The sequence below is a fragment of the Acinetobacter sp. YH12069 genome, assembly GCF_013419675.1.
GTDB lineage: Bacteria > Pseudomonadota > Gammaproteobacteria > Pseudomonadales > Moraxellaceae > Acinetobacter > Acinetobacter amyesii.
In genome coordinates, this window is sequence record NZ_VOZS01000004.1 from 101,748 (window position 1) to 115,153 (window position 13,406).

Consider the following 13,406-nt stretch of genomic DNA (forward strand, 5'->3'; position numbering starts at 1 on the left):
CTAAATATCTATGCAAAAAATTGTGGTGTTTTCAGGTGCTGGCATGAGCGCAGAAAGCGGCATCAATACCTTCCGTGACAGTGATGGTCTTTGGGAACAGCATCGTATTGAAGATGTGGCCACACCTGAAGCTTGGGCACGCGATCCCGCTTTAGTACAGCGTTTTTATAATGAACGCCGTAAACATATTTTAGCCGCAGAGCCAAATGCAGCGCATAAATTAATTGCTGAACTCGATGATTTTTTTGATGTACAAGTCATTACTCAAAATATTGATGATCTACATGAACGTGCAGGCAGTCAAAATGTACTACATCTGCATGGAAATATTCGTTACGCAAAAAGCTCTGGCCCTCAGGCGCAATATACGCAGGAATTGTTTCCCATTGAAGGTGCAGATTTAAACTTAGACACCGACAAATGCCCTGAGGGATATCCTTTACGGCCACATGTGGTCTGGTTTGGCGAAGCAGTTCCTGCCTATGAAGATGCCAGTGTGAGTGTGCAAACGGCAGATATTTTTATTGTGATTGGCACGAGTCTGGCTGTCTATCCTGTGGCTAGATTGATTCACGAAATCCCTGCCAACTGCCGTGCATTTTATATCGATCCGAAAGCAGATTATCAACGTGTACCTGAGCAATATCAATTGATTAAAGCAGGCGCCAGTGAAGGCATGAAAATGCTTTTTCAGCAATTGATTGCGCCATAAAAGCACATTTTAGCATCAGTATTGATCAAAAAAACTAATATTGCCTGCTTCTTTTGCAGGCTTTTTGCTGTTTATAGCCTATCTAACTTTGCTTAAGTCCAATAAATAACGGCATACACACGTTTGGCATTCAAATTGCTTAACGGTATTACGTTTTATTAAAAAAGTAATATTGGGGCCTGGTCAGTATGGGTTATGTCGCAAGAGAGCTCAGTCCAAAAAGTAAGCTATTGCTTGGCTTAGGATCATTTTTAATTCCTGTGCTCATTTGGTGTGCAGTGAGTTATTTACCATTTTTATGGCATCCACAGGTGCAAATTACGCAGTCAGGCAGTGTGCCTTATTTTCAGGTGGATAGCCGAGTCGACAAAGCGGTGTTTTATGCCGAAGCGCAATCTGCGGTCAATGCAGGTTTAGCGCCACCTCAAGGTAAACTGGTCAATCCAATCTATCTACCTGCACCGCATGAAGTGGCAAAAGCGCTGGTTACAGCCTTTATTACCCCGCCTGCCCAACCTGATGCCCCATGGTTTCATCAAAGCTTATGGCACAGTATTAAAATTGTGTTCAGCGCATTTTTTATTGCCTCTCTCATCGGTATTCCGCTGGGTATTCTTTGCGGTTTTTCTCAAAAAATATCACAACTGACCGAACCCTTTGTTGAGTTTTTTCGCTACTTGCCCGCCCCTGCTTTTGGTGCCTTAGCCGTTGCGATTTTAGGCATTAATGATGCACCTAAAATCGCTATTATCGTGATCGGTACGCTATTTCAGCAAATTCTAATTATTGCCAATACCACACGGATGGTTGACCGTGGCCTGATCGAAGCAGGTTTTACGCTAGGCACCAATAAATTGAAAAGCTTATTTCATGTGGTGATTCCGGCAGCGCTTCCTGACATTTACCGCGACCTACGTGTATTACTGGGCTGGGCTTGGACTTATCTGATCGTATCTGAACTAATCGGCACGACCTCTGGGATTACCTGGTTTATCACCCAACAAGCACGTTACCAAAACTTTGACAATGTCTATGCCGCGATCCTCATCATTGGGGTGATTGGTTTGGTGTGCGATGTGGTGCTAATGAAACTCGGTCAACGTCTATTTAAATGGAAAGCAGGAGCAAAATAATGAACAGCACAGAGTTTAATGCCACCACTTATTTCGATGCAATTTATGCACGCCCTGTTATTTTAGAAGCAAAAAAACTTACACAAAGTTTTAAGCACGGCAAAACTGAACGCACTATTTTAAATCAGTTGGATTTAAAGATTCATAAACGTGAATTTATCTGCGTGATTGGCCCATCGGGTTGCGGTAAATCGACCTTTAGCCGAATTGTGGCTGGGCTTGATCCTTACAGTAGCGGTGAATTGCTGGTCGATGGCCAAGCCATTGAAGGCCCAAGCCCTGAGCGTGGCATGGTGTTTCAAGGCTACACGCTTTTTCCATGGAAAACAGTCAAAGAAAATGTGATGTTCGGCCCTTTAATGAAAGGCGCCAGCAATGCTTCGGCAGAATCCAGCGCTCGCGAATGGATTGATATTATTGGTCTAGAAAAATACCAAGATCAGTACCCACATCAGCTTTCTGGCGGGATGAAACAACGCGTTGCCATTGCCCGCGCATTGGTCAATGAACCAAAAATATTATTGATGGATGAGCCTTTTGGCGCGCTTGATCCACATACCCGTCAAAAAATGCAAAAACATTTAATGGATCTTTGGCAAAACATTGATATCACCATCATTTTTGTGACCCACGATATGGATGAAGCGATTCTATTGGCGGATCGTATTGTGGCGCTCAAAGCCAATCCTGGTGAAATTAAAGAAATTATTGAGGTCGATTTACCCCGTCCTCGTAATCCTGAACTCATGCTGAGTCCTGAATTTAAACAACTGCGCGAAAGGGTGGATTTCTTGGTACATGCGCAGGAAGACGAGCTCGACCCTGCATTGGAGAACTTACCGAAAATTCCGCGTATGACCCAAGTCAGTACGCAAAAATAACTGGATTAATCCCTCTTCATCTTTAGGACGGCCTAAATGATGTACTACAGCGTTGGACGGCCAACATTACAGGAATTGAAGATGAATGAATCTTATGTTTTGCCACTTGTTGATATATCGAAAATGCAAAGTACGGTACTGTCAGAACGCTTAGAAGTAGCCTCTGCATTGGATCAAGCCTGTAAAGATGTTGGTTTTCTATATTTAAAGGGTGATCAGTTCAATTTTGATTTTGCGACATCACTAATTCAGGTGGCAAAGCGTTATTTTCAACAAGATACCGCAAGTAAAATGCAACACTATGTTGGACTGTCGAAAAATCATAGTGGCTATGTGCCAATTGGTGAAGAACAATTTGCAGGCAACAGCTACGACTTAAAAGAAGCCTATGACGTCAATTATGATTATCACGGCGAAGCGACAGCATTTCCTTTGCTTGGCCCTACGTTATGGCCAGATGATGCCACATTTAAAAGTACGGTCAGTGATTATTACTGCCATTTACGCAGTATTAGCGAGCAGATTTTTCAGGCCTTTGCTTTAGCATTGAATGTCGATGAGCATTTTTTTGATTGCAAAATTACCCATCCGACCAGCCAGCTGCGTCTAATCCATTATCCGTATAACCCTGAAGTGAAAGATGCCGAAGGTATTGGCGCGCATACAGATTATGAGTGCTTTACACTGCTCTTACCGACTGCACCAGGTTTGCAGGTACTCAATAAACAAGGTGAATGGATGGATATTCCATTGATTGAAAATACCTTGGTGATGAATATTGGCGATATGATGGAAATTTTTTCGAATGGCAAATATTTGGCCACCAAACACCGTGTTAAAAAAGTCTCTGAAGAACGCTACTCTTTCCCCTTATTCTGCGCCTGTAATTACGACACGATCATTGAGCCAGTACATTCAACAGAAGCGCCTAAATATCAGCCCTTAATTGGTGGTGAACATTTATTTAATCAAACCGCGCAAACCTTTAGTTATCTTAAAAAACGTATCGCTTCAGGAGAGCTGAGTCTAAGAAATGCTGTGCCTTTGTCCTCATTTGGTATGGATGAAAATACAGAAGTACAAGGAGCAAACGCATGAATTTATTTCAGGCTTTAGCACAGCTTCCAGCCAGCCAAGAGATTTCAGGTCCTATTCCAGACTATTTGTATGGTGCATTTCGTCGTAAAAGTATCAGTTTTTCAAATGGTTTAACGGATGAAAAAACCATTGTGTATTGGTTTCAATCACGTAGTTTCACCATCGATCTACGTTTAAAAAGCCAAGAAAATACGCCAGTGAATGAGCGTCAAGGCTGGATTGGCAACACTCTTTGGGATGCTGAACAGCAATTATTGTCTTGGGACGTTAAAGCACACTCAAATTATCAAAATCATGTGCAATGGCCAGAACCTGCAAAACTGCATGCGATTGGCAACTGTATTTTAGAATTCTCTCCAAGCAATGCCTATGTTGAAGACTGGCGTCAACAAGTTCATGAAGGGCTATTTTTAGGCCTGCGGTTGCAGTCAGCCCTCGATGTAGAAAGTCATCAACCCTTGCAGATGGATGGCGGTTTAATTATTTGTGATAAGCATGTGGCCTTCGCACTGAGCCGTTTACCTACAGATCAGCAAACAGTTGCCAGCATCAACATATCATCTGCACCTACTATGTATGAAACGTTGATTGAAAGCTTTGAAGTGTCCATCGCTGTAGATGGTCTGCATAAGTACTATACAACGACCTCATCTCAACAAGATCAATCACTTAATTTTGATGATTTTAAAGTTATTAATGAAACACATTTGATGCAAAACGTCATTATTAATGGTCAAGCAGTACAGCTGATGTACGAGGTGGATATTTATGTTCCACATTATGCATTTCAGCGTCGCACTGATACCACGACAGAAAGTGCAGATTGGTTGCAAAATGAAAAACAGCACCTGTTGCACCATGCAATAGAATGTCTATAGGAAATCAATGTCGTTTATTTATTTGCTTATTGCAATCATTGCCGAAGTGATTGCTACATCCGCCTTAAAAGCCAGTAATGGGTTTACCGAACTAGTACCTATTATTTTTACCGTATTGGGCTATGCCATTGCGCTATTCTTTTTAGGTTTGACCTTTAAATCGATTCCTATGGGATTGGCATACGCCATGTGGTCGGCTGCAGGCATTGTGCTTATTTCATGCGTGGGCTGGTTTGTGTTTAAACAAAATTTAGACCTACCTGCCATGATTGGTTTGGCCTTTATTTTATTGGGTATTGTGATTATCAATATTTTTTCTAAAAGCACAGAGCTTTAAAATGTCGGTTTTGAAATATAGTTTTTAGATAATATCTCTGAAATTTTAAAGACTTAAATTGCTATAGATAAAAATACTCTAGCTAGCTGTTGCACACTAGAGCATACTTTTCGAATGAATAAACTATAATCTGTCGGATTCTATAAGATGCCTTTCACTAGAAAAAAGCATCCAACAATACATAACAGCACAGCAAAACATTTTTTCAGTACTGCTGGTGAAAGCGCATGCGCAGTTTTCGCGCCATATTTAGCCGTAAAGAAACTCATCACACTAATGCCCAAAAAGGCATAGATATGAATAAAGCCAATGGTATTTGGAATTTCAACATGCTGCTGCATGCCAAAGAACATAAAACCTAATGCGCCAGCAATGGCAATGGGTAAACCGCAAGCGGCAGACGTCCCGACCGCTTTTTGCATCACCACGCCATTTGCCGTTAAATACGGCACCGAAATACTGCCGCCGCCAATCCCGAAGATGGCCGATGCAACGCCGATACCCGAACCTGCTGCAATTTGTTTAGCTGTAGATGGTAGTGTTTTATTTGGATCGACTGGCTTTTTTGCTCCCATAAACATGGTATAAGCCACCCAAAGTAAAAACACGCCGACAATCATTTGCAGATGTAAACCTGACAGCCAGCCTGCAATCCCTGCGCCTGCAAAACAGCCAATCGCCATAGACGGAGCTAAATTTTTAAATACAGGCCAAATCACAGCGCCATTTTTATTGTGCGCCATCAAGGAGCTGATCGATGTCACCACAATCGTAGCCAAAGATGTGCCGAGCGCCAAATGCATAATCACATCGGGACTATAGCCCATTTGGCTAAAAACAATATAGAGCAAAGGCACAATGATAGTACCGCCGCCAACGCCAAACAGCCCCGCAGCAAAACCTGCAAATGCGCCAATAATTAAGAAAGTAATGAGTTCCACGAAATAGATACTTTTAAAGTGATGTATTGAAGAAGTCTGACTGGTTTAAGCCAACTCCACTTGACCCACAGCATGATAAGCGCGGTTGAAATATACCAAGCTTTCCTCCTGCTGACTTTGCTTGATTGCAACCACACGGCACATAAACACACTGTGCGTACCCACTTCTTGAATCTGTTCAATCTGACAGTCAAAACTGACCAAAGCATCTTTTAATATCGGTGAACCTGTTTCTAATACAGTCCAAGAACCCAATTTAAAACGCTCTTCCGAATTGAATTTGCTTGAAGCAAAAGCATTGGAAATGTGTTCATGCTGTGCGCCTAAAACATTGACAGAAAGAACTTTATTTTCAAGAAAATGCGCATGAGAACGAGATGATTGATTCATACAAACCAGCAAAGTTGGCGGTGTATCTGTCACACTGCATACTGCTGATGCTGTAAATCCATGCATGCCTGCTTCGCCCTCAGTCGTAATCACGTTGACTGCAGTCGTCAATAAAGACATTGCATTTCTAAAATCAGTTGCTTCAATCATCTCTTCAATCTCAATGGTCTATATGGCTTATCTCTTTCTCAGGTTTGGGCAATAGGGATTTCATTTCCTTCTTGCCCCTACATGAAATTGAGTCAGCTCGAATTTATGCGGTCAATTCTTGGCGAATAATGGCAGCGCCTGCACTTAGCGCATTTAGTTTGCCTTGTGCCACTTGGCGAGGTAAAGGCGCCATACCGCAGTTCGTTGAAGGATATAGCTTGTCGGCATCTACAAACTGAAGCGCTTTGCGTAATGTATTTGCTACTTCTTCTGCTGTTTCAACCTGATTGGTTGCTACATCAATGGCGCCAACCATCACTTTTTTACCGCGGATGAGTTCGATTAAATCCATCGGTACACGAGAGTTTTGGCATTCAAGCGAGATGATATCGAGCTTCGATTGCTGCAATTTCGGGAATGATTCTTCGTATTGGCGCCATTCATTACCTAAAGTTTGTTTCCAATCAGTATTGGCTTTAATGCCATAACCATAGCAAATGTGAACGGCTGTTTCGCATTTCAAACCTTCAAGCGCGCGCTCTAAAGTCGCAATACCCCAGTCATTGACTTCATCAAAAAATACGTTAAACGCAGGCTCATCAAATTGAATGATATCTACGCCTGCCGCTTCAAGCTCTAACGCTTCTTGATTCAGGATTTTAGCAAATTCCCAAGCCAATTTTTCACGGCTTTTGTAGTGACCATCATACAAGGTATCAATCATCGTCATCGGGCCGGGCAGTGCCCATTTGATCGGCTGATTGGTTTGGCTACGTAGGAATTTTGCATCATCCACAAACACTGCTTTCTTACGAGATACTTCACCAACCACAGACGGTACACTTGCATCATAACGATTACGAATACGCATCGTTTCACGCTTTTCGAAATCTACCCCTTCAAGATGTTCAATAAATGTGGTCACAAAATGCTGACGGGTTTGTTCACCATCGCTAACAATGTCAATGCCTGCATGGATTTGTTCATGCAAAGATAATTTCAATGCATCACATTTTGCATCTAATAATTCTTCGCCTTCAAGCTTCCATGCTGACCACAATTTTTCAGGTTCAGCTAGCCAAGACGGTTTAGGTAAGCTGCCAGCAGTTGAAGTTGGGAGTAAAATGGCCATATTCGATCTTCTATCTCTATATTCTAAATTTTGCAAAAACCAAAAAGTTATCAGTTGATTATTAAATTCATATTGAAAGTCCCTTCTCCCTATGGGATGAGGAGCATACTCCGCAAGAGGATGAGGGAGCATTTCATATAAATCCTCTCCCTAACCCTCTCCTTAAAAGGAGAGAGAAATTTCTTTACGAAATAAATATTGATCACAAATTAACTGATGCATGAAACATATTCTTTAAAAAAGCTGCTTTAAATCACAAGTGATTTAAAATTAAGCTGCGTCTGCATTTTCAATACTAAAATTAGTCGCCCACTCATTCAAAATGTCTTGATATGGCTGGATAAAGTTCTCTTCCGTCCATTTGCCCTGTTTAACCGCCAACTGGCCACGTTCAACACGGTCGTACACAATACGTGTTAATGAGTAATCGCCAAAGCTTAAGCTTGGTTGATACACTAAACCTGCTGCCGCATTGGTATTGTAAATTTCAGGACGGTAGATTTTTTGGAAGCTTTCCATGGTGCTGATCGCGCTGATCAGTTCGAAATCTGTATAGTCGCTCAGCAAGTTATTTGCTGAATAGAATGCCAATGGTGCAGTCGCATTTTCAGGTTTGAAGTAACGAACGCTTAAGCCCATTTTTGCAAAATAATCATCGGTACGTGAATAATCATCATTGGTATATTCCACACCTAAGATCGGATGCACATTTGCAGTACGGTAATAGGTTTTTGTCGTTGAAACACTTAAACAGATGACAGGTTGTTTCTTAAATTCAGCTTTAAATACCTCTGAATTGATCAAATGTTGATATAGCTTGCCATGTAAATCACCAAAATCTTCAGGTTTTTCATTGAACTTACAGCCGAGTGCTGGTAATACCACGCTGAAGTCATAGTCACGTACATACGATGAAAAACTGTTGCCGATCATGCCTTCAATGCGTTCATTGGTTTTATGGTCGATGATGGTACTCTTTAAAGTTTCAATAAATGGGAAAGTTTGACCATTGCCTTCTACATCGAGTTCAGCCGAAATGATGTCAATTTCTAGTGAATAACGATCTGCATTTGGGTTGTCACAAGTAGCTAAACTATTGAAACGGTTATTAATCATTGCCAAAGTACGGCGCAGATTCTCTTCACGGTGTTCACCACGTGCCAAATTGGCAAAGTTCGTTGTTAAACGTGTATTGTCAGCTGGTTTATAGTTTTCATCAAAGCGGATACGTTTGATTGAACATGCAAATTTATGACTCATGGAGATTCACTACCCTAAAATTAAAAATAATCAAAATTTCTGTATGGAGTAATTTATACGTGAAACTTAAGATGAATAAAAATGATTTAACCTCAACTCAAAGTGAGATAAATTCATGTTTAAGATTTAAATACAATGAATTTTCTTCAACTATGCATCATTCAACTGGCGATAAAAAACTGCCACCCAGGTAGCATTTAAATTTTATTTAATATAAATAAGGGCTTAAAAAAAATTCAATGAAAATTTTTTCATTCAAACACACATCTGAAATGTGTCGAATCGTACAGATTGGCTCAATATCTCAACTCTCAAAATTTAGCGATTTATTCATTAGGGTGAATTTTTCTAACTTTAAAATGAAAAAAGATCAAATCACTAATTGTTTTAATATTGAATCTGTAACACTAATATACTTTTGTCCTGAGCTATAAAGTTCTTAAACCTTGCCATAAATAGATAAACAAAATATGAAATAAGCATATATTCATGTCGTTTCAGCTTTTTAGTCAATATACTGAATATGACTCAACTTGTACTTAGAAAAATCAGCATATTCGAGCTTTGGTATGTTAAGGAATCGCTAAAATATTCGGTTTATACTTATACCTTCTTAAAATCATGTCTAATAAATTAGAACGTCAGACACTGACTCTCCCAGTAGGTCATGACAAGCTTTTACTCCACTCTTGCTGTGCACCATGCTTTGGCGAAGTCATGGAAACATTAATTGAATCAGGTATCGATTTTTCAATTTTCTTTTACAATCCCAATATTCATCCTGTGAAAGAATATGAAATCCGTAAAGAGGAAAATATCCGCTTTGCCGAGAAACATAACATTCCGTTTATTGACTCTGACTATGACACAGACAATTGGTTTGCTCGCGCTAAAGCTATGAAAATGAGCCTGAAAAAGGCATTCGTTGCACGATGTGTTTTGATATGCGCTTCGAGCGTACTGCACTTTATGCGGCAGAACATGGTTTTAGCTTAATTAGTAGCTCACTGGGAATTTCACGCTGGAAAAATAAGAAGTAGATTAATGACAGTGGTCATCGCTCCGCTTCATATTATGAAGGCATAAGTTATTGGGACATTAAATTGATGTTGTTAGCCCTGAAGCATTTATACTATTCAGAGCTTATTTTTATTTACGTTTCAACTTATTTCAGTTCTTCAACCAATGTTGGATAGATTGATCCATCGACATCCATTTCAGTTTTATAAATGCCATTTGCAACATTGAATTTATTTACGTGGTAGCTAGAACCATAAATAGAGTCAAAACCAGTTCCTTTTTTAAAGACTTGTTTATTGGCAGCCAAGTCCAATAAATGTGTGCCTCCAATAAACTGTTCATATTGTGCAGGGTCAACACCAACTCGGGTTGACATGATTTTCACTGCATCGGCATGCGTTGCAGGGTCGTTGATGTATTTAACCGTTTTATCCCAAACTTGAATGATTTTTTTCCATTCTTCTTTGTTGGCAGATAAATGCGTCATGTTGACGGTTAATGTGTCGTAAATCAGACCGGGTTTATCTTTCGATGTATAAATGATTTTAGAACCTGCTACCGCTTTCAAAGCTTGATTTGCGACCGGTTGCCACACGGCAATCGCTGCAATATCAGGACTTGCAAATACTTGTGGCAGCTCATTGGTCATGGTGTTGACCAACTTCACTTCAGAAGCTTGAATTTTTGCATCATCCAAAGCCGTCGCTAAAAGCAAATGATCAACCAAGCCTTTTTCAGTCGCGACACTTTTTCCTTTTAAATCGGCAAGGCTATTGACGCCATCTTTAGCAATGATGACATCATTACCCGCAGAATAGTCCGTCGCCATAATCATGACGCCTTTCGTGCCGCCAGAACCCGTGACTAAGTTGTCGCCATTGGTGACCAAAACAGCATCCAACTGATTAGCCGCAAATGCAGATAATGAAGCTGAATAATCAAACCATTTAAAGTCCACATTGACACCGGCTTCTTTCAACCAGCCTTTTTCAATAGCAACTTGCCATGCGACAAAACCAGGCCAGTCGCTATAGCCAATTGTGATGGCTTTTGTATTGACTGTGCCTTCTGCTTGCGCGTTTGGTTCAGGTGTTTTGGCTGTATTGTCACAACCACCCAGTAAGATGGCGGTCAAAACGGATGCAGATAAGCAGGCTTTTTTGATCATAGTGCGATTTCCCCGATGGCATTACAGTTAAATTTGGTATTGGTGTACAAAAACGATGGTGTATTCGGATTACTGACTGATTTAGCATTGTGCTTTGCACGATTTGGTTTATGGTTGGCTGCAATAGCATGTGCTTGCTGTTTATTTGTGATTTGGTCTTTATGACCTTGTGATCGATATAATTGGCCCATTTTAAAACTCCTTAATTCTTTGCATTTTGCGGAATTGGCGGCATCACAGCGTCCATCAACTCCAAATGTCCTTTAATCACACTCTTAAGTGCTGAAAAATGCTGACTGATAACTTTGAGCTCTGAACTGACGCCTTGCAGAATCATGACTTCTAAAATTTTGTGGTCATCGAGTTGAATATGCAGCGAGCTCACTACTTGTTCTAAAAACTGCTGCTGTAAATCTAAAAGCTGAATACGTAGCGCCGTACTACTTGCGTCATAAAGTAAGGTAAATGTGCCGACCATCACTTCATTTCGTTGCTCCTGATCGGCAATCAGATGCTTATTGATCATGTCGACAATGGCCTGAGAACGGCTTTCATAATGCTGATCGACAATTTTTTGATCCAAAGCATCGACTGTTTTTTCAGGTACTGTAATACTGATACGCGCCAGCTTTTGTTTAGGCACTGTTGTTCCTTATTTTTTTTGCTGAATATAGAAACCCGCACGGGCGCTCAGTAGCTCAATAAAAAATTGCTTTAATTGATGCAGAAATGTTGCAGATTGATGGCGGTTCATATGCATCTCCTGTTTAAGTAATACAAAATATTTATTTCGTAATATCGATAGAAATGCAGAAACTGTGCCAAGTGAGGAACATGAAAAATGATCGTTTTTTGGGACTCTTAACTTTCTTTTAGATTTTACTGTTCATGATTTGTGCAATAAATGCACTCATCGAGACCCCTTTGCACTATTGCTGCGATGTATTATTTGATGAAAGACTATTTCTAAAGGTCGTTGTTCTTAAGCAAGAGCATTGACCGACATGCAACAAACTCGAAGTTCAATTTATTTCATCAACATTGAACATCATTTATACTGATTGATCATTCTATTCATCACTCAACGCCTATGAAGTATTTCAGCTGCGCGGTATGTTCTAACCAAATCTTTTTTGCCAATTCACACTGTGTCAATTGTCAGACTGCGCTGGGTTATATTGCCTCTGAAAAGCAAATGGGCTGTTTTGAAAAGCACAGCACTACGCTGTGGCTTGCGTTAAATCCTGAAATAAAGGGAAAACGCTTTAAACCTTGTCATAATTATCAGCATCATCAGATATGTAACTGGATGGTGCCTGCTGACAGTGAGGAAATTTATTGTGAGTCTTGCCTGCTCACGCACACCATTCCCAACTTAGATAACCCAGACCATATTGTGTACTGGGCACGATTGGAACATGCTAAACGGCGTTTTTTGTATTTAATGCAGCAGCTCAATACCATGCCGCGTCCTAAACGCAGCCAAGATGACCGTTTTGGACTTCGTTTTGATTTTCTGATGCCAACAGAAAATACACCTGTTATGACCGGTCATGCCAATGGAATTATTACCTTGAATGCCAGTGAAGCAGATGTGATTTACCGCGAAACAACGCGTATAAAAATGGGTGAAAACTACCGTACACTTCTAGGTCATTTTAGACATGAAAGTGGTCATTATTATTTTGATTTGATTAAACATTTACACCCAGAGCTGATTGATGAATTTCGGGAACTGTTTGGTGATGAACGACAGGATTATAGTGAAGCTTTGAAACGACATTATAATGACGGTGCGCCGCAAAATTGGGCGGATTACTATGTTAGTTCCTATGCCAGTACGCATCCTTGGGAAGATTGGGCGGAAACATGGGCGCATTATTTGCATATGATGGACACTCTGGAAACAGCCTACTATGCAGGATTGGTGGTCAAAACCAATAAGTCGGATTTGAATAATTTAGAACTGAAAGAAAACCCGATTGGTGCTCAGGATTTTGACCTATTGCTGCAACACTGGATGACCTTGACCTTTAATTTAAATGCACTGAACCGCAGCATGGGCTTAGATGATGCATATCCGTTTACGCTGTCGAATCCAGTATTGGATAAATTACGATTCATTCACCACAAACTGCTCAACATGACCTTAAAAAATCAGCAGCACAATTAGATTAAATTTAACACGTGACAGTGTTTGAATCTCAAATCAACTTTTCTGTATTACAGCATTCGTACATTAGCTTATAGAAAGGATGTATACGTAGTAATTTTCTTGGATTGAGCGCTGTAACACCTGCCCTATT

Annotated in this window: 14 protein-coding genes and 1 pseudogene; 8 read left to right on the plus strand and 7 right to left on the minus strand. The window is 40.5% G+C overall.

Annotation, left to right across the window (positions count from 1 at the left end):
• Positions 1–10: 10 nt before the first annotated feature.
• The 6 genes from FTU16_RS03265 (at position 11) to FTU16_RS03290 (ending at position 5,039) form a co-directional block, all read left to right on the plus strand.
• Positions 11–712 (plus strand): NAD-dependent deacylase, encoded by a 702-nt coding sequence (locus FTU16_RS03265; protein WP_180004398.1) that lies wholly within the window; start codon positions 11–13, stop codon positions 710–712.
• 188 nt (positions 713–900) lie between these two features.
• Entirely contained in the window at positions 901–1,845 is a 945-nt protein-coding gene (locus FTU16_RS03270) for an ABC transporter permease (RefSeq protein ID WP_168377501.1), read from the plus strand.
• Positions 1,845–2,726, plus strand: a complete 882-nt coding sequence (locus FTU16_RS03275) for an ABC transporter ATP-binding protein (protein WP_180162686.1) — start codon at positions 1,845–1,847, stop codon at positions 2,724–2,726. The genes FTU16_RS03270 and FTU16_RS03275 overlap by 1 nt, the downstream gene beginning before the upstream one ends.
• An 81-nt stretch (positions 2,727–2,807) precedes the next feature.
• Positions 2,808–3,824 carry an isopenicillin N synthase family oxygenase gene (locus tag FTU16_RS03280; RefSeq protein WP_180008900.1) on the plus strand — a complete coding sequence of 339 codons (1,017 nt, stop codon included), beginning with the start codon at positions 2,808–2,810 and terminating at the stop codon, positions 3,822–3,824.
• Positions 3,821–4,702 carry a hypothetical protein gene (locus FTU16_RS03285; RefSeq protein ID WP_180162687.1) on the plus strand — a complete coding sequence of 294 codons (882 nt, stop codon included), beginning with the start codon at positions 3,821–3,823 and terminating at the stop codon, positions 4,700–4,702. The genes FTU16_RS03280 and FTU16_RS03285 overlap by 4 nt, the downstream gene beginning before the upstream one ends.
• Positions 4,703–4,709: 7 nt before the next feature.
• On the plus strand, positions 4,710–5,039 hold the full coding sequence (locus tag FTU16_RS03290) for a multidrug efflux SMR transporter (protein WP_180073918.1): 330 nt from the start codon (positions 4,710–4,712) through the stop codon (positions 5,037–5,039).
• Positions 5,040–5,179: 140 nt separating this feature from the next.
• On the opposite strand, the gene FTU16_RS03295 is transcribed toward FTU16_RS03290, so the two are convergent.
• The 4 genes from FTU16_RS03295 to FTU16_RS03310 form a co-directional block, all read right to left on the minus strand.
• The gene (locus FTU16_RS03295) at positions 5,180–5,980 is read right to left on the minus strand and encodes a sulfite exporter TauE/SafE family protein (RefSeq protein WP_180162688.1); all 801 of its coding nucleotides are present in this window, start codon (positions 5,978–5,980) and stop codon (positions 5,180–5,182) included.
• Positions 5,981–6,025: 45 nt separating this feature from the next.
• A complete protein-coding gene (locus FTU16_RS03300) occupies positions 6,026–6,520 on the minus strand; it encodes a flavin reductase (RefSeq protein WP_180048946.1) in 495 nt (164 codons plus the stop codon).
• 103 nt (positions 6,521–6,623) lie between these two features.
• Positions 6,624–7,652, minus strand: coding sequence for a methionine synthase (locus tag FTU16_RS03305; RefSeq protein WP_180114844.1), 1,029 nt, complete (start codon positions 7,650–7,652; stop codon positions 6,624–6,626).
• A 270-nt stretch (positions 7,653–7,922) separates the two neighbouring features.
• The gene (locus FTU16_RS03310; RefSeq protein WP_180162689.1) at positions 7,923–8,912 is read right to left on the minus strand and encodes a putative oxygenase MesX; all 990 of its coding nucleotides are present in this window, start codon (positions 8,910–8,912) and stop codon (positions 7,923–7,925) included.
• 621 nt (positions 8,913–9,533) lie between these two features.
• Between FTU16_RS03310 and FTU16_RS03315 the strand changes: the two are divergent.
• Positions 9,534–9,949, plus strand: a pseudogene (locus FTU16_RS03315) (epoxyqueuosine reductase QueH); the annotation flags it as partial.
• Positions 9,950–10,077: 128 nt separating this feature from the next.
• Here FTU16_RS03315 and FTU16_RS03320 read toward each other — a convergent pair.
• The 3 genes from FTU16_RS03320 to FTU16_RS03330 are packed head-to-tail and all read right to left on the minus strand — an operon-like array spanning position 10,078 to position 11,743.
• On the minus strand, positions 10,078–11,100 hold the full coding sequence (locus FTU16_RS03320; protein ID WP_180162690.1) for an ABC transporter substrate-binding protein: 1,023 nt from the start codon (positions 11,098–11,100) through the stop codon (positions 10,078–10,080).
• The gene (locus FTU16_RS03325) at positions 11,097–11,291 is read right to left on the minus strand and encodes a hypothetical protein (protein ID WP_180162691.1); all 195 of its coding nucleotides are present in this window, start codon (positions 11,289–11,291) and stop codon (positions 11,097–11,099) included. Before FTU16_RS03325 ends, FTU16_RS03320 begins: the two co-directional genes overlap by 4 nt.
• Before the next feature lie 11 nt (positions 11,292–11,302).
• Positions 11,303–11,743, minus strand: a complete 441-nt coding sequence (locus FTU16_RS03330) for a ribbon-helix-helix protein, CopG family (RefSeq protein ID WP_180162692.1) — start codon at positions 11,741–11,743, stop codon at positions 11,303–11,305.
• A gap of 447 nt (positions 11,744–12,190) precedes the next feature.
• Between FTU16_RS03330 and FTU16_RS03335 the strand changes: the two genes are divergently transcribed.
• Positions 12,191–13,273 carry a putative zinc-binding metallopeptidase gene (locus FTU16_RS03335; protein WP_180059581.1) on the plus strand — a complete coding sequence of 361 codons (1,083 nt, stop codon included), beginning with the start codon at positions 12,191–12,193 and terminating at the stop codon, positions 13,271–13,273.
• Positions 13,274–13,406: the final 133 nt, after the last annotated feature.